General features: G+C 41.7%; 17 protein-coding genes and 5 pseudogenes. 10 read left to right on the forward strand and 12 right to left on the reverse strand.

Annotated elements, in window-relative coordinates:
* Positions 1 to 74 precede the first annotated feature (74 nt).
* The gene (locus MAE_RS04365) at positions 75 to 311 is read left to right on the forward strand and encodes a hypothetical protein (protein ID WP_004161776.1); all 237 of its coding nucleotides are present in this window, start codon (positions 75 to 77) and stop codon (positions 309 to 311) included.
* Positions 312 to 313: 2 nt separating this feature from the next.
* A complete protein-coding gene (locus MAE_RS04370) occupies positions 314 to 553 on the forward strand; it encodes a hypothetical protein (RefSeq protein ID WP_012264491.1) in 240 nt (79 codons plus the stop codon).
* A 119-nt stretch (positions 554 to 672) separates the two neighbouring features.
* On the opposite strand, the gene MAE_RS04375 is transcribed toward MAE_RS04370, so the two are convergent.
* The 4 genes from MAE_RS04375 to MAE_RS04390 all read right to left on the reverse strand — a co-directional run bounded on the left by MAE_RS04375 (position 673) and on the right by MAE_RS04390 (position 2,004).
* A complete protein-coding gene (locus MAE_RS04375) occupies positions 673 to 1,026 on the reverse strand; it encodes an addiction module antitoxin (RefSeq protein ID WP_012264492.1) in 354 nt (117 codons plus the stop codon).
* Positions 1,019 to 1,357 carry a UPF0175 family protein gene (locus MAE_RS04380; protein ID WP_012264493.1) on the reverse strand — a complete coding sequence of 113 codons (339 nt, stop codon included), beginning with the start codon at positions 1,355 to 1,357 and terminating at the stop codon, positions 1,019 to 1,021. The genes MAE_RS04375 and MAE_RS04380 overlap by 8 nt, the downstream gene beginning before the upstream one ends.
* Before the next feature lie 88 nt (positions 1,358 to 1,445).
* Positions 1,446 to 1,733: a BrnA antitoxin family protein gene (locus tag MAE_RS04385; RefSeq protein WP_125731861.1), complete on the reverse strand. Its 288-nt coding sequence runs from the start codon at positions 1,731 to 1,733 to the stop codon at positions 1,446 to 1,448.
* Entirely contained in the window at positions 1,714 to 2,004 is a 291-nt protein-coding gene (locus MAE_RS04390; RefSeq protein WP_041803799.1) for a BrnT family toxin, read from the reverse strand. Before MAE_RS04390 ends, MAE_RS04385 begins: the two co-directional genes overlap by 20 nt.
* A gap of 231 nt (positions 2,005 to 2,235) precedes the next feature.
* Here MAE_RS04390 and MAE_RS34700 point away from each other — a divergent pair.
* Positions 2,236 to 2,310 (forward strand): annotated as a pseudogene (locus MAE_RS34700) (PEP-CTERM sorting domain-containing protein); the annotation flags it as partial.
* A 76-nt stretch (positions 2,311 to 2,386) separates the two neighbouring features.
* On the opposite strand, the gene MAE_RS04395 reads toward MAE_RS34700, so the two are convergent.
* The 5 genes and pseudogenes from MAE_RS04395 to MAE_RS04415 all read right to left on the reverse strand — a co-directional run bounded on the left by MAE_RS04395 (position 2,387) and on the right by MAE_RS04415 (position 7,561).
* Positions 2,387 to 2,740, reverse strand: a complete 354-nt coding sequence (locus MAE_RS04395; protein WP_012264497.1) for a type II toxin-antitoxin system RelE/ParE family toxin — start codon at positions 2,738 to 2,740, stop codon at positions 2,387 to 2,389.
* A complete protein-coding gene (locus MAE_RS04400; RefSeq protein ID WP_012264498.1) occupies positions 2,733 to 3,071 on the reverse strand; it encodes a UPF0175 family protein in 339 nt (112 codons plus the stop codon). Before MAE_RS04400 ends, MAE_RS04395 begins: the two co-directional genes overlap by 8 nt.
* A 178-nt stretch (positions 3,072 to 3,249) precedes the next feature.
* Positions 3,250 to 4,812: an iron uptake porin gene (locus MAE_RS04405; protein WP_012264499.1), complete on the reverse strand. Its 1,563-nt coding sequence runs from the start codon at positions 4,810 to 4,812 to the stop codon at positions 3,250 to 3,252.
* Between the two features lie 445 nt (positions 4,813 to 5,257).
* Positions 5,258 to 6,754, reverse strand: a pseudogene (locus MAE_RS04410) (IS5-like element ISMae6 family transposase).
* A 243-nt stretch (positions 6,755 to 6,997) separates the two neighbouring features.
* The gene (locus MAE_RS04415) at positions 6,998 to 7,561 is read right to left on the reverse strand and encodes a thylakoid membrane photosystem I accumulation factor (protein WP_012264502.1); all 564 of its coding nucleotides are present in this window, start codon (positions 7,559 to 7,561) and stop codon (positions 6,998 to 7,000) included.
* Positions 7,562 to 7,609: 48 nt separating this feature from the next.
* On the opposite strand from MAE_RS04415, the gene MAE_RS04420 reads away from it, so the two are divergent.
* The gene (locus MAE_RS04420; RefSeq protein WP_004163460.1) at positions 7,610 to 8,104 is read left to right on the forward strand and encodes a J domain-containing protein; all 495 of its coding nucleotides are present in this window, start codon (positions 7,610 to 7,612) and stop codon (positions 8,102 to 8,104) included.
* A 5-nt stretch (positions 8,105 to 8,109) separates the two neighbouring features.
* The gene (locus MAE_RS04425; protein WP_004163459.1) at positions 8,110 to 8,382 is read left to right on the forward strand and encodes a DUF3143 domain-containing protein; all 273 of its coding nucleotides are present in this window, start codon (positions 8,110 to 8,112) and stop codon (positions 8,380 to 8,382) included.
* Positions 8,383 to 9,401: 1,019 nt separating this feature from the next.
* Here the strand turns inward: MAE_RS04425 and arsS are convergent.
* Positions 9,402 to 10,379, reverse strand: a complete 978-nt coding sequence (gene arsS / locus MAE_RS04430; protein WP_004163457.1) for an arsenosugar biosynthesis radical SAM (seleno)protein ArsS — start codon at positions 10,377 to 10,379, stop codon at positions 9,402 to 9,404.
* A 316-nt stretch (positions 10,380 to 10,695) separates the two neighbouring features.
* A complete protein-coding gene (gene arsM / locus MAE_RS04435) occupies positions 10,696 to 11,670 on the reverse strand; it encodes an arsenosugar biosynthesis arsenite methyltransferase ArsM (RefSeq protein ID WP_002763796.1) in 975 nt (324 codons plus the stop codon).
* Between arsM and MAE_RS36325 the strand changes: the two are divergent.
* Together MAE_RS36325 and MAE_RS28485 are read left to right on the forward strand one after the other, a co-directional pair.
* Positions 11,670 to 11,753, forward strand: a pseudogene (locus tag MAE_RS36325) (type II toxin-antitoxin system RelE/ParE family toxin); the annotation flags it as partial. The gene arsM and the pseudogene MAE_RS36325 overlap by 1 nt on opposite strands.
* Before the next feature lie 341 nt (positions 11,754 to 12,094).
* Positions 12,095 to 12,949: an IS4 family transposase gene (locus MAE_RS28485; RefSeq protein WP_231859718.1), complete on the forward strand. Its 855-nt coding sequence runs from the start codon at positions 12,095 to 12,097 to the stop codon at positions 12,947 to 12,949.
* Positions 12,950 to 12,961: 12 nt separating this feature from the next.
* Here MAE_RS28485 and MAE_RS28490 read toward each other — a convergent pair.
* Positions 12,962 to 13,911, reverse strand: a pseudogene (locus MAE_RS28490) (IS630-like element ISMae26 family transposase).
* Between the two features lie 128 nt (positions 13,912 to 14,039).
* On the opposite strand from MAE_RS28490, the gene MAE_RS04460 reads away from it, so the two are divergent.
* The 3 genes and pseudogenes from MAE_RS04460 to MAE_RS31585 all read left to right on the forward strand — a co-directional run bounded on the left by MAE_RS04460 (position 14,040) and on the right by MAE_RS31585 (position 16,071).
* Positions 14,040 to 14,255: a hypothetical protein gene (locus MAE_RS04460; RefSeq protein WP_012264505.1), complete on the forward strand. Its 216-nt coding sequence runs from the start codon at positions 14,040 to 14,042 to the stop codon at positions 14,253 to 14,255.
* A gap of 377 nt (positions 14,256 to 14,632) precedes the next feature.
* Positions 14,633 to 15,821 (forward strand): annotated as a pseudogene (locus tag MAE_RS04465) (RNA-guided endonuclease InsQ/TnpB family protein).
* Positions 15,778 to 16,071 carry a hypothetical protein gene (locus tag MAE_RS31585; RefSeq protein WP_125731867.1) on the forward strand — a complete coding sequence of 98 codons (294 nt, stop codon included), beginning with the start codon at positions 15,778 to 15,780 and terminating at the stop codon, positions 16,069 to 16,071. The pseudogene MAE_RS04465 and the gene MAE_RS31585 overlap by 44 nt, the downstream one beginning before the upstream one ends.
* The last annotated feature ends 7 nt before the right edge of the window (positions 16,072 to 16,078 follow it).

The raw sequence follows: 16,078 nt of genomic DNA on the forward strand, positions 1-16,078 counted from the left end.
GCAAGAGGTCTTATCTCTTTTTTGGCAATAGATGCTATAATGAAAGGCCACTCTTGAAGATTGCTTGATCGATCGTGGACTTTGAGATTATCAGCGATATTACGAATATCGAGATTATTGCCACAGGAACAGGAATTCGTAATCGGGAACGGTTGCAAAAACAGTATGGCAAAGGTAAATGGAGAAAATTAAAGGGCATAGCCCAAGTTCAGCTTCCCAATGGTATAGTAAGGTTAGCCGAAGTCCATTGGTATGAAGCTCATGGCATCGGCAAAAAAGAATTTAAGCTCAAGCTACCGTTTCTCGATTGACCATGAACATAGAGTCATCTCCAACAAATAAGTTCGCAGTTTGTCTCAATAATGAAGGCTACGAAGCTTCACTAGAGGTGGGCAAAATATACCGCGTTATCCCTGATGAGACAACAGAAATAAACAGTCTAATTCGGGTTATTGATGAAAGTGGTGAAGATTACGCTTTTTCTGTGAATCGGTTTCATGCTATTGAGTTACCAAAGCCAATAGAAGAAGCTTTATTATCAGTTGCCAACTAAAACCCCCTAAATCCACTGAAAAAGAAACCACAAAAGTAGGCTAAATTGCCTCTAAAAATACCATCGATGTCCCTTCATTCAATCTTGAGAGGGTTTATTTTTGGCATCTATTAATACTTCTAAAAATTGTCAAACTTATTAATGATGTCTTGAATTTGCTGCGCTGTGATGTCTGTTTGGTTAGATTTGGCATAGATGAGGAGCATCAAAACACAACCATTGTCTTTAAGTTGATAGATAACACGATAGCCGCTACTTTTGCCCTTTTGAATATCGCTGTTTTTGAGGCGAACTTTAAAGACAGTGTAGCCTATTCCTGGTATTTGATCGCCGATGAATTTGCCTATCTGAAGGTCATCAATTAGAGGTTGTAGGTCAGTACGAATGCTCCGATAGCGTTTGGCGAGGGTGCGAAGTCGATCCTTGAATTCATCAGAGAAAAGGAGCTTAATAGAGGGAATTTCTTCAGTCATCTATGCCATCCCAGAGTTCAGAGATGGGATGTACTTTGCCTTCTTTAGCTTGCTGAAGAGAAATACAAAGACTGGTGAGGATGAGTTCTTTTGGTTCGTCGTCAGGGTCAGTGGGTGGAGTGAGGATATTACGCGATACTAGCAATTGGTAGAAATCATCGAGTGCCATTCCCGTTAGTTCGGCTGCTTGTTCAAATTGAAGGCGTTGCTGCTGATAGAGCATGATAGCGATTTCCGTGAGCATTTGAGCTTCAGTCATTTGTACTGTTTGCAGAAGTTTAGAGGGAAGGATGAGGTTCATAGAGGTTTCATTAAGTGGCAGTAACTTCATTGTATCGCCATGAAAAGGAAACCACAAAAGTAGGCTAAATTGTTTCTAAAAATACCATAAATACCCCTTCAATCAATCTTGAAGGGGTTTATTTTTTTGCCCGTGTTTCTACATATTCTCGCAGGGCGCGATTAATACTGGTCTGATACCCCTCCTCTTGTGTGGCCTGGGTTTTGAACCAGTCTATCAGGTCAGCATCAAGGCTTAGGGTGATCTGCTGTTTGAGCGGACGATAAAATACACCACGCTGCGCCCTGCTCCAATCTCCCGTAGCCTCCGGGATCAGATCTGTGCGGATAAGCTCTTGTGACGTGGCTAGAGCGTCAATTTCAGCCTGTATCTCTGGCGGTACTGGATTAGAATCTCCCTTCTTCATAAGCCCTCCTTTCATGGGCTGTTGCCCTGCGTGCGCTAATAATTCGTCCCGTTTCCTCTCCTGTCACTGAATCAGACTCCGGCCAAGTATGCACCACAAACACAGTCAATTTACCGATCAGTCCGATAGTCTGCCAGCGTTCTTCCTCTGGGTATGGATCAGGACGGCTGACAGCGAGAGGATCGGCAAAAACATATTGAGCGGCTTCAAAGCTCAAGCCGTGATCGCGCTTGTTTGTCCGATTTTTGTTGTCGTCCCATGTCCACTTCAATTCTACTCTCCAAATGTAGCTATATTATGGTTACTACATTAATTTTTATCAACATTGTATTTGCGCTAACGCAATCGCAATAAAATTTACCCCTGTCGGGAGCATAACATTATCCAGATATAATGCCAGTATCACTACCGATTTAGCAGCAAGAGCAAGCTAAACAAATTAGTCATCATCAAATGATAACAGTTTGAGCGGTATGTGTTAATTATCATCCCTTTCGGCTTCGGCGCAGCTTCAAACCTCAAAAGCAAACTAAAACCCTCCCAATCTACCGAAAAAGAAACCACAAAAATAGGCTAAATTGTTTAGTAAAAATACCATCGATGTCCCTTCATTCAATCTTGAGAGGGTTTATTTTTGGCATCTATTAATACTTCTAAAAATTGTCAAACTTATTAATGATGTCTTGAATTTGCTGCGCTGTGATGTCTGTTTGGTCAGATTTGGCATAGATGAGGAGCATCAAAACACAACCATTGTCTTTAAGTTGATAGATAACACGATAGCCGCTACTTTTGCCCTTTTGAATATCGCTGTTTTTGAGGCGAACTTTAAAGACAGTGTAGCCTATTCCTGGTATTTGATCGCCGATGAATTTGCCTATCTGAAGGTCATCAATTAGAGGTTGTAGGTCAGTACGAATGCTCCGATAGCGTTTGGCGAGGGTGCGAAGTCGATCCTTGAATTCATCAGAGAAAAGGAGCTTAATAGAGGGAATTTCTTCAGTCATCTATGCCATCCCAGAGTTCAGAGATGGGATGTACTTTGCCTTCTTTAGCTTGCTGAAGAGAAATACAAAGACTGGTGAGGATGAGTTCTTTTGGTTCGTCGTCAGGGTCAGTGGGTGGAGTGAGGATATTACGCGATACTAGCAATTGGTAGAAATCATCGAGTGCCATTCCCGTTAGTTCGGCTGCTTGTTCAAATTGAAGGCGTTGCTGCTGATAAAGCATGACAGCGATTTCCGTGAGCATTTGAGCTTCAGTCATTTGTACTGTTTGCAGAAGTTTAGAGGGAAGGATGAGGTTCATAGAGGTTTCATTAAGTGGCAGTAACTTCATTGTATCGCCATGAAAAGGAAACCACAAAAGTAGGCTAAATTGCCTCTAAAAATACCATAAATGCCCCTTAATTCAGTTAGTTTAGAGTGCGAAACGCAGGAACAGCAGCCAGCCGTCGAGAAATGATGTCAAATCCCGTCATACTTTATCTTTATTTCTGACCGGCTGCCTGGACAAATCAGAAAGTAAAAGTCGTTCGGATAGTACCGATAACTAAGGTGGAATTGTTGTTATTTGAGTTGGGAGAAGTAATCACGATTACCCCCGGAGTAAGGGCAATATTATCGGTGAGTTTCCACTCATAAAATCCTTCGATATGAAAGGAAGTATCGGGATCATTAGTGGAACTACCATCATTTAATCTAATACTAGAACTAGACACCCAGGGCTGCATACCAACAATAATACCAGCGGTATTTCCTTCCTTAAATAAATCAGGAAAAGCCAAAGTTACCGCCCAATTCCAGATATCTAAATCCCCGCGTTCTAGTTGTCCATCTAAGGTGCTAAGGGTGATAGCTTTTGTGTAACCCCCCCAACCACCGAGGACAAAACCATCGACAATTCGCCAACTAAATTGTAAACCCAAACTATTATTAATTGTCGGGACAGCCTCCCCGAATAGTTCTTCGGTGAAAAATTGGAAATTCGAGCGCTGACTTCCCGTCCCCGTGTCTAATTGGTTATAACCATGAAAGTAGGATAAAGCAATGCCAAAATTATCGTTTGGAACATAACCCAGCTGCCCTAGGGCAGTATAGGAGCCGTTAAATAAACCCCCTCCCGGGTTAGGATCGTTAGCATCTCCGGCAAGATAACCGGCACTGAACTGGAAAGACCCATAATTACCCTGTAAACCGAGTCCAGTTTGTCCGGGGGCAAAATAAAGGGGATTGCGGGTACCAAAAGCGGAAAGTGCCCCACTAGCACCATCTCCATCCAAAAAGTTGAGGGTATTGGTAAAGTCATCTTTAGCACCTCCCGTCGCTTCTAACCAGAGGTGGATATTTTCCGTTACGGGGAAACTGTAGTTTAAAACTTCTAGCAATAAATCATTGCCGTCGGGTTGGGTAAAGGCTAAGGTACTTTGAAAAGTTCCGGTGGTATCGGCTAAATCGGCAATATTTCCCGTTGCTAGACGGGTATAGAGTAAATCTTTGCCTGTGAAGCTAGTATTTAATTCTAAACGGGCCCGATAACCAAAAGCTGGTACTTGGGGAATCCCTTCATCACCGTTTTTTTCTCCTGTGGCTACCCCATATAATGCCATCACCACTTCCCCAGTTAATTTAGTAGTGGTGGAAAATTGATTATTTTCCAGAAAAGCGACTCGATTTTCTAAGTTATTAACCCTAGCCCCTAAGGCCGCTAATTCTGTCTCGAATTCCCTGACTAATCGCTTGATTCTGTCTAGATCTTCTTTTAATACCGCTACTCCTTCTTGAATCAATCTTTCTAGGGTATTTAAGCAGGAATTCAACCCCGCGGCAAATTCCCAACGAGTTAAAGCGCGTTCACCGCGAAAAGTACGGTCAGGATAACCTACTATACAACCATACCTCTCCACGAGACTTCTTAAGGCCTCAAAAGCCCAGGCGGTGGGAGAAACATCCCGCAATTGATTGACACTTGTTACCTGTGCCATGGGGTTACTAGAGAGGTTTTCGAGACTATTAGCCAGTACAGGACTAGAAAAACCCAGTAATATCACTGCTGTTAGGAAATTTTGCTTGATTTTCATTGCTGTCTCCCACACCTACAAGAATGATTATTGTTCTCAGTATAATCAGGTTAGCAAACTTTTTTCAGTCTGGCACTATTGCAAATATTTTTCAAATATTACTCCAGATAAAATCTGAATTGCCTAGCATTTATTGGTTAACATAAATCTTAAATGATAATAAAAGCAATAAGTAGGGTTTGCGGCAAAAAGTTTTTCCTGGGGGCAGGGTGTGGGGTGTAGGGTGTAGGGTGTAGGGTTTTAGCGATTTTGAGGGGGTCAATTACCTAATTTTCAGGGAAAAAGTCCCGGAATTTTCCACCCGATCACTCCGGGATCTGGCACTTTTTGGTTTCCAAAAAGTCTAAAAGTCTTAGCCAACAAGGTTTTTAGATTTATTCAGCAGACCCTAAGTAGGGTTTGCTGAAAAAGTCATTGAAAAGTACAGGTCTCTTAATCAATGATTTCACTTAGCTACAAGCATAAGCTTTAGTTGTTGATTAATTTTTAAATTATAACTTATCCTAATCATTGACCGAGAAAAAGTGCTGTTTTTCCATTTCAGACATAAAAAAGCCCAAAAAACCTGCCTCAACAGGTTAGAAAGATTCATGACTAAAAAAGTAATAGCAATCGCTGAAAAGGAAGTATGAGGAAGTTTAGCCATCACTTTACCTAAGCTAAATCTTCTTTTCCCCTGTCCAAATTTGCCCTCTATACAATTCCGAATCCTCTCATCATCAGTAGCTTGTTTCTTTTGTTCTTTACTAACATTTTTGGCTGGTCTTCCTAATGGGGGACCACTGATTCTGATTCCCCTTTCTTTACACCAAGCTCGGTTTTCTCTGGTTCGATAAATTTTGTCCACATGAACTGATTCTGGATAGTATCCTGTATAGTCATAATAAGCTTCTATTTGTGCTTTTAAATCTCCTGATTCATTAAAGTTATCCCAACTAATTCGGTCTAAAAATATGTAACCATCTATACAGCTTGCTGAGAATTTAGCCCCAAATTCTACGGGTTTTCCAGCTTTTCCTCTGACTATCGGACGGATGTGGGGTTGAGTTAAGCTGACAATTCTGTCTTCAATACTCTGTTTGTTATTTTGGTACATCCAGAGTTGTTGACGATAAACTTCTGTGACTACTAACAACAGTTTATAGTCTCTTTTTTTCAAGCTTTGTAGAGAGGCTCCTTCTGCTAAAAGTTGTTCAATATGGTCGAGATTTCTTTTCAGATATTGCAGCTGTTTTTTCAGGGCTTTTCGTCTTTGTTTGACGGTAGGTTTTCTTTTTTTCGCTACTTCTAAATAACTTTTTCTGGCTAGAAGACGATAGGTTCTCGGTTTTTGAACAAGTTTTCCTTTTCAAGTTTCCTAGAGAATATCAATAATTTTTTCGGTTTGTTTTCTTCCTTGATTTAACAGGTTTAAATCCGTAGGATAACTAATATCTGCGGGCGCACAACTGGCATCTAAAATTAATTTACCTCGATTTTCTGGTTGACTTTGGGTTTCGCTCTCTAACTTTTTTTCGGTGTTTTCTTCTTCTTTTATTTCTCTCGAATTTTTGACCATAAAGCGATTCACTTTATTAATTAGTTCCCGAGTGATTCTTTCTCGAAAGTGAACCAACATTGACGCTTCAAACCGGGGTTCATTGCTGTAGGATGAAAACCCCAAGAAGTATTGTAAATAAGGATTTTCTTTGATTTGTTCTACCGTTTCTCTATCGCTTGTTCCTAATTTTTCTTTAATAATTAATGCTCCGAGTGCTGTCCTGAATGTTTTGGCGGGTGTGCCCATTTCTTCTGAAAAAAGTGATGCGTATTCCGCTTCAAATTCTGACCAGGGAATGAGGTTGGCCATAATTACCCAACGATTGTCTTGGGATAATTTCCCCTCAAAGGGCAGCTCGAAGTTTTCTGGTGGGGTTGAGGGTAACTCGCTTTTACGGTACATTAGCACTAATTAGAGAAGATGCAAGGGTGATGCAAGGGTGATGCAAGGGTTTTAAGAGATTCTAGCAGATTTAAGTGCATTTGGGAAGCTCTCAATCAAGCTAAAAGCCCTTTCCTGTAAGGTTTTTAGATTTATTCAGCCAACCCTAAATAATTTTATTGTTCCTAAAAACAAGATAGAGACGCTGCTGACAGCATCTCTAAATGATTATTTTTGGTTCAATTGAGGATAAAAAAGAGGTAACTAGCGCAATTCAGCGTTAAACTCGTTAAAAGAGCGTCTTTTTAACTCTACCGATTCTGATCGAGGCAGAAGCTCAAAAACCTTTCTTAAGACATCATCCACATCTTCATATTTAACATTGCCCAAACCATCATAAACCACTTTACCTTGTTGGTCTAAAACCACCGTTTGGGGAACCCCACCGCGATAATAGTAACCCGGTTCATCGGGACGATAGGAAGACTTTAAGGGGATAGAATCGACAGTAACGGGGATAATACTGGCGGCGCGACCGTAAAACTCTTGAAAACGGGAGACAATCGCCGCAAATTGCTTACAATCACTACTATCATCCAGATAATAGACAATAATAGCCGGAATTTTCCGTTGAAAAGTTTCCGCTAAATTTAAACGCGGTGGTACGAGGGAACCATTACCCGCATAGACCACAAAAATATTACCATCAAGGCGATCATCATCGATCCCCGCATAGGCGCCAGGGGTTAGCCAAGGAGACAAACTCGTCAGAGCAACAATAAGAAAGACAAGACAGATCTGAAGACGCAGCCGATAACGAGATTTCATGATCAACAGGGTTAAAATATTAAGACAATTTTTAGTGTAAAAAATCTTGTGACCTTCGAGCGCGATAATTCCCAAACCACCTCGCGAGTCATTGCCGCTAACTCGCGCTTTGCCGATACTTATTATGCCATTCTAGGACTACATCCGAGTGCCTCGGTGATCGAAGTGCGACGCGCCTATCGAGAACTAAGTAAACGATACCACCCCGATACTACCGAACTCAGCCCCGAAGTGGCAACGGTTAAATTCCAGCGTCTTAACGAAGCTTATGCCACCCTGAGTAATCCCGATCGCCGTTCCCTGTATGATTTACAGATAGGTTACTCGCGCTGGAATGTCATCCAAACTATCCCGGATAGCGATGAACCCATAGCTAATCGTAGCGCCTATCTCGATCCGACCGATCGTCCCCTATCTTCGGGAGAGATTTTTGCTTTGTTTATCTTGGCACTCACCCTGCTCGGCTGCTTGTTAGTAGCGGTGATTATTGCTATGCTTCGAGGAGAGAATGCCGTCACTGTAGCCCAATTATTTTTGATTTAGATGCGATGAAGATTCCCACTGCTGATACTCCCCTCTATAATCATCCCTTACCGGCGATCGAAGCATGGCTAGTTAAATTAGGTTGTCGGAAAAATACCGAGAATATCCACTGTTGGATCGTCGAAAAACCAACATGGAAAGCGGAAATCTGCCTCGATATCGAAGAAATCACCGTTCGTTACTTTCGGGCAGCCAATGACGGCAGTGACATCAATCGCGCTTTTAAATACTCCCTTAGTCGCCAAGATATAGAATCGGCGGTTTTTTCTGGTCCCTAATCATTAGTCCAACTTTTGACTAAAAAGTGCCAGCGATTGGAGCGATCGGGGGGAGAATTCAGGGACTTTTTCCCTGAAAATTGGCTAATTGACCCCCTCAAAATCGGTCAAACCCCACACCCGTTACAGTAGAGCAGGAAGTCGCCTTCCCACCCCCTGCTTCAAAACCGGACTTACGACTTTCGCCGTATCCGGCTCCTGAGTAACTAGGCTACTGTCATTAGTAGAATAATAATGGGAATTATTATTTCCTTGTCTATTCAACCCTCTTGGCTGTATCCCCACCAGACAAGATTGTTGGTTTTAGGGCGTATATGACCGTTGATTGTTGCTTAGACTTCCTAGTTACCCGTCCTTTGTCAGCATATCTTTGATATTACTCAAAGCCTTGGCTTTTAAGGACATCCTCTCCCTCTATTGACTTGCGGATGGTTTCCTACTGCCCCGAACGGGCAGAGTCAATCAGGGTTACTTCGTTCCCTATAACCATTGGTTGAACCCTTAGGATGATACTGTCCACAACAGAGTAACGGGAATGCCTTACTGATAGTGGTATGAGCTATCAGCCCCAACTCTGTTAACTTTTGTTTCGAGCCTGTCAGCCTTTTGGCTCGTGGGTGTTGACGATGGTTAATTCGTATCTTCGCCCCAGGGCTATCCATAGGTTCTGGCTCAACGGGTTTCTGATTTAGGCTATCAGATACCGCTTTTTTTTCCTCGCTCACTACCTCAGATGTACCAAGTCTAAAGCAGCAGGAAATGCCGTCACTCTAGGCATCTAGAGGACAGGACTAAGGTTATTACTAACCCGCACCTGTAGGGTTATAAAGTTATCAAGGTACTACATTTACCAAGCGGCTAATCCTCTAAACGTCTTACTGTCTAGTTTCTAGCCAACGAATCGCACCACACCCTACACCCTACCCCGTTAAGACAGCGCCGGAGTTGGCGGCAGGGAGAGCTAGTCCGAGCATTTGTACTAAATTTTCCAAGACACGCTGTCAATCCAGTACACTTGTTCAGCTTGAAATCAAAGCTCCTCCACAACTGGAACCGCTGCCAGCAGTGCAACCGTAGCAATAGGAAGCGGTTTGTACCTCTGCAATTAGCTCTAAAGTACCCGCTTGTAATAAATCCGGCAGGGTTAATTTTTGGCCTTGACTGGTGCAAGCGGCCCGATCCTCCATCTGATTAAAATCGCAGTCATAGATATTACCCAAATAATCAATGGAAAGCTGATTACGACACATCAAATGCTCGATAGTATCGCCATTAAAATAGTCTTCGAGGAATTGAAGATAGGGTTGATAGAGTTGCCGGTGTTCCAGATGGAAGCGTGTCCTTCCGACGGGTAGGTTAGTGATAGTAAATAGATTGTTAAAAGAAATATTAAAATGTTCTTGCAAGAACTTTTTGTAATCCCGTGTTAGGGATAGTTGATCCGGTGTGAGAGAAAAATTATCTGACTTAGGAATCTGGGGATTATAGACTAAATCCACAATCAAATTCGGCTCTTGAGCGTAGCCGAGACGGTTTAACCATTGTAAAGCGGCGATTGATCGGTCATAGACTCCCAGACCGCGCATTTTATCCACATTATCGGCAAGATAACAGGGTAAAGAAGCCACCACCCGCAACTGATGGCCAGCGCAATATTCAGGAATATCAGTAAATCCTTTCTCGAAATAAATAGTTAAATTCGAGCGCACAATTACCTGTTTCCCAGCTTTTCTAGAGATTTCCACAATCGGCTTAAAACCGTAGAGCATTTCCGGGGCACCGCCGGTCAGATCGACGGTTTTAATTTGGGGAAATCTTTCGATCAGTTCGATAATTTGTTCGCACACTTCTGGAGTCATTTCTTCGGAACGACCTGGACTAGCTTCCACATGACAATGGCTACAGGCAAGGTTACATCTTTTCCCCAAATTAATTTGCAGAACCGAGATTTTTTGCTTAGTTAAAGGAGTTTTTAGTTTCTCAACAAAAGGAGTCATGGGAGAGTAAACAGTAATCAGTAAACAGTAATCAGTAAACAGTAATCAGTAAACAGTAATCAGTGAACGGTAAACATTGAACAGTAAACGGTAAACAGTAATTAGTAAACAGTAAACAGTGACCAATAACTAATCAATGATAACTGATAACTGATAACTGATAACTGATAACTGATAACTGATAACTGATAACTGATAACTGGTAACTGATAACTGATAACTGGTAACTGGTAACTGATAACTGATAACTGGTAACTGATAACTGGTAACTGGTAACTGATAACTGAGGGATCGAACTTGTCTCGACGCTGCTTTTTTAACAGCAACCGCCCCCGTTATAGTGCCAAGTGGACTCGGTGATGAGGATATCTTGGGGAGAGGAGCGAGCTAAGTTGCCCGCAGTTTTATCACAGACGGCCACCGGCAATCCTTTGGCTAAAATATGCCCGGCACCATCATCGAAAATTGCCTCCGTACCAGTATAAATAGCAGTTTTGCCCGTAAAAATACAGGCCCCATCTTCGGGAATAGCTAGTTTAAAAGCAACGGAATCCAAACTTTCTAATAGGAGCGGATCGGCTAAATTATAACTCTGACAGTCCAGTAAACGATAGGGACGACGGGCCCGAATTTCTACCTGACCAAAACCAGCATCGAGCAACTGTTTAATATAATCATCGTAGGTCAAGGCCCCCGATAGACACATAGCTCGTAAACGCTGATCTTCTTGCAAATGTTCGGGGATTGGACGAGTGGCGATCGGATCGCTCATCAGTAAACGTCCTCCCGGTTTTAAGACGCGAAAAGCTTCCCGTAAAGCTAACTGTAAGTCGGCTGGTTTAAAGATATTAAAAAGACAATTCTGCGCCACTACATCGACGGAGGCATCCTCCACCGGCAATTCAAAGGCGGAACCATCTCTAATTTCCACAAAATCGAGACTAAACCAGGGATTTTCCAGCAGCGCTTCGCTGAGATTTCTTTGGGCTGCCCAACGCATTTCTGGCACTGGATCCACCGCAATGACTCCCCCTGGACGACGGGAAAAATAGGCGAATTGCAGTGCTTCTAAACCACCACCCACACCCACATACAAAACCCTGGGAGAATTGCCTAATTCATTGGCCTGCACCGTCGTGCCACAACCATAGTTCATCTCTTGCATAATGGCAGGGATTTTTAACCCCGGTAGTTGCAAAGGACTGCTGTGGACACAACATAGCCCCACTTCGGGAGTTTGGGCTACTTCGCTGTAAAATTTGGCAGTAGCTTCCAGATAAGTCATTTTCATCCTTTAAACTCCTTTTCTCTGATCAATTCAAGGACCGACTTCGCATCCTCGCCCAACGCTATCGTAGCATTCGTACTGACCTATAAACGCTTAAAATGCGTCTTAGTTTATCTTGATGCTCCGAGAACTCGAATATATAGCGTTTTTCAGTCTGCTGAGGTACAAAAGTGATGGGTTTTAGGCAAAAGGCAAGAGGCAGAAGGCAAAAGGGAAGAAAAATAGGTGTACCTCACTAGCTTAGGAAATGCTATAAATCTTCTTCGGCCTGTTGATGAGAGGTTTTGGCACAAGCACCTGACAGGGGGACAAGCCAGCTGAAAAGCTTATGTAGCATGGAATACAGACACAGACTTCCAAAAAAGATAAGTCATATATAGTAAATATGACCTAGAGAACAAAAATGATAAGTGAACTATACCAGAAAGTGTTAGAAAATGAACTGGGGCGAGCCAGATATCTACTGTTGTTAATGATAGTTGGAACCTGGCAAATACTAAAGCAAGCCAAGTTAGAGATATTAGCAGAAGCACTACCAATACCAATCCTGTTTGAGAGTCGGCGAAAAAAACTAAAAAGATTTTTAAAGCTGGAAATTCTGAATATTGAAAGAATCTGGTTTCCCTGCCTAAAAGAGATGTTAAAACAGCAGGAGAGATTCACAATAAAAGGATTAGTATATATTGCCATAGACCGAACGATTTTGGGAGCAATTAATATCTTGATGGTGAGTCTGATTTATGACAAGAGAGCCATGCCAATCTATTGGGAGATATTAGATAAAAAAGGAAGTAGTAATCTCGAAGAACAGCAGCGAGTATTAGAAAAAACATTGACCGTGCTATCAGGTCATAAAATAGTGGTGTTAGGAGATAGAGAATTTTGCTCGGTCAGTCTTGGGAAGTGGCTTCAGAAGCAGAGTTTATACTTTTGTTTAAGACAAAAAAAAAGCACAAATGTGAAGACGAAGGAAGGGATTTATCAAGAAATGAGAGAGTTAGGTTTAAGTCCAGGAACTCAATTATTTTTGCATGATGTAAATATTACAAAAGAGAAGGGATTTGGCGAGTTTAACTTAGCGGGTAAGTGGAAAAAAACTTATCGGGGTTTTCAAACAAAAGAGCCTTGGTATATTCTGACTAACTTTGGAGATTTAGAGACGGCAATAATGGCCTATCAAAAAAGATTTGATATTGAGGAGATGTTCCGAGATTTTAAGTCGGGAGGCTATAGCTTAGAAGGTTCTCAATTAGCACCGAAATACCTATCAAAGCTGATATAGCAATTCTCTGACTTATGAGGTACAGTAGCAACAGTGAGTAAACCAATTGCGAATATCTTTTTGAGTAACTTCTAACATAGCCAATTCAATCCCTTCTATTAAGTCTTTGTAAGTTCTCGCCTTCAGTTTTCTTAACGTCGCTTTCACTTTTGACCAAAAGTTTTCAATAGGAGAGAATTCGGGAGAATAAGGAGGTAAATAGATGAGTCTAGCTTTTTCTTGTTCGATTATTTCTCTGACCATTTCTCCGAGATGAATCTTGGCGTTATCCATGATCAGACAGTCTCCTTCTTTAATTTTTGGCAGCACTTCCTTTAGAATAAATCCTTCAAATGTTACCGCATCCACTGCACCGTATATGTTGACTGATGCGACAACTTTTTCTCAGCTTATAGCACTAATTATTGAAATATTTCTCCCTCTTTTTTGTGGTTTTCTTCCCCGAGCTCTTCGGCCAATTAAGGCTCTAGCATAGAGTCTCAAAAGGGCTAAATTTACCCCCGATTCCTCGATGAAAATTAGTTTTGATGCCTCAATTTCCCGAACTTCTGACCAGTATTCCACTCTTTTTTGCTCTACCCTGTCACTTTCTTTTTCCGCCGCGTGTAGTGTTTTTTTTTGAAACTGTAATTGAGTTTTTGCGTAAGCCGCCCCAGGGTGGCTCTACTGACTTTCACCTGTGTCTTTTCATACAGTAAGTCCGATAATTCTTCGAGAGTTGCATCATTGTTAGCTTCGATGATTTCTATTAAAATTATCAGTTGTTCACTATTTAACTTGGTTGGCGGACTTCCCCCTTGCGGACGAGGACGGATATCTCCTGTTTCTTTATGTTGCTTCAATAACTTCTGAATAAAGCTTTTAGCCACGTCAAATCTCTGGGCTAGTCCTCGAATGGAAATTTTTTCTTTCTTCCAGACATCGATAATTTTTTGGCGAAAATCTACGGAATAGGGTCTCATAGGAAGCTGGTAAGTTCTATTATTTGTCTATTTACTTTCTATTGTACCTCATAGCTCCAAGAATTGCTATAATTGTTATAGCTATCGCCTATACAAGTGCCACACTACAAGGTAAAAAAATTAAGAATATGGGAATCCAAAAATATGTCACAAGACCTGAAAAAAGATATAAAGGTCAACGCAGACACAGCAGTTTTTATGTGGGTCAACATCTCTATCATTGGCTCCAGCTACATCAAATGTTCCCAAAAAATATAGAAGAGCTAATGCAAATTAGCCGCTATCGGTTGAAGGATTACATCAAGGGACAAAGAGCTATATCGCTTGCCCTATCTACCTTCTAGCTCGCTTGTCCCCCTCTCAGGTGGCAACGAGGTCTATACTGATAGTTTCTTCGGCAAAATAGCCCTAAAAGTCTTACCCGATAAACATTTCACGATTCCATAAGCAAAAATTATCACACAAAGTCGAGAAGAGCCATGAATACGAATAACGATAGACAACATCTCAAATTATTATCAATCTTCCACTATATTGTGGGAGGGATTCTTGCCTTTTTCTCTCTCTTTCCACTTATCCACTTTACTATCGGTTTACTCATCATTACCGAATCTATTTCAGTACATTCATCGAAAATTTGGGTCTGAAACCCCGTCGTTCTACGACGGCTTTACCGTTAAATATGAGCATCGTTTACGAAATATATGCTAAAATGTGAGGTATGGAAAAAGCCTATTCTTACCGATTTTACCCAACACCAGAACAAGAGTCGCTATTGCGGCGCACTTTGGGCTGTGTAAGATTGGTTTACAATAAAGCTCTCCACGAACGAACACAAGCTTGGTATGAAAGACAAGAAAGAGTAGGCTACGCTCAAACTTCTTCAATGTTGACCGATTGGAAAAAGCAAGAAGAATTAGACTTTTTAAACGAAGTTAGCTGTGTACCTTTACAACAAGGGTTAAGACACCTACAAACAGCTTTTACTAATTTCTTTGCTGGTCGTACTAAGTATCCTAACTTTAAGAAAAAACATCAGGGAGGAAGTGCCGAATTTACCAAGTCTGCTTTTAAATTTAAAGACAAACAAATCTATTTAGCCAAATGCACAGAACCTTTACCTATTCGATGGTCAAGACAAATCCCAGAAAGCTGTGAACCAAGCACAGTAACAGTCAGATTACATCCTTCTGGACGTTGGCATATTTCAATAAGATTTGATGACCCAACGATTAAGCCTCTACCAGTAACAGATAAAGCCATTGGAATTGACTTAGGAATTAGTAGCCTCGTGATTACCAGCGATGGTGACAAAGTATCTAATCCTAAGCATTTTAAGAAACATTATCGGAGACTGCGAAGAGCATCTAAAAGTCTTTCTCGAAAACAGAAAGGGTCAAAAAATCGGGAAAAAGCGAGAATCAAAGTAGCCAAGATTCACGCTCGAATCACCGATAACAGAAAAGACCATTTACACAAGCTAACCACTCAATTAGTTCGTGAAAACCAAACGATTGTGGTTGAGAATTTAGCCGTCAAGAATATGGTCAAAAACCCCAAGTTATCTCAGGCAATATCTGATGTAAGCTGGGGTGAAATCACCCGACAATTAGCCTATAAATGCCGTTGGTATGGGAGAAATTACATCGAAATAGATAGATGGTTTCCTAGCTCTAAAAGGTGTAGTAATTGCGGGTATATTGCCCTTGAAAATGCCGTTAAATGTTCGAGAATGGGACTGTCCAGACTGTGGGACTCACCACGACCGAGATATTAACGCTAGTAAAAATATTTTGGCCGCAGGGCTTGCGGTGTCAGTCTGTAGAGCGACCATAAGACCAGAACAGAGTAAATCTGTTAAGGCAGGTGCGGAACCCCGCAAGGGAAAGAAGCAGAAACCTAAATCGTGAGGTTTGGGAATCACCGTCCGTTTACGGCGGTGAGGATGTCAAATTAGGAGAAGTTTTTGCTATTGCTACCATTGTATCGGGGCGATTCCTCAAACGCCGCCAGAGATACTGGTTTTCCTTCGTTATGGCCTGCATCCTCTGCTTATTCACTCCCTTGGGGACAATCCTCGGAGTCTTCACGATTATTGTTCTCTCCCGCCAGTCCGTCAAGGAGCTATACGGGCTTCCTAATGCAGATACCGTTAATTAACATCTCC

Source organism: Microcystis aeruginosa NIES-843, from assembly GCF_000010625.1.
Lineage (GTDB): Bacteria > Cyanobacteriota > Cyanobacteriia > Cyanobacteriales > Microcystaceae > Microcystis > Microcystis aeruginosa.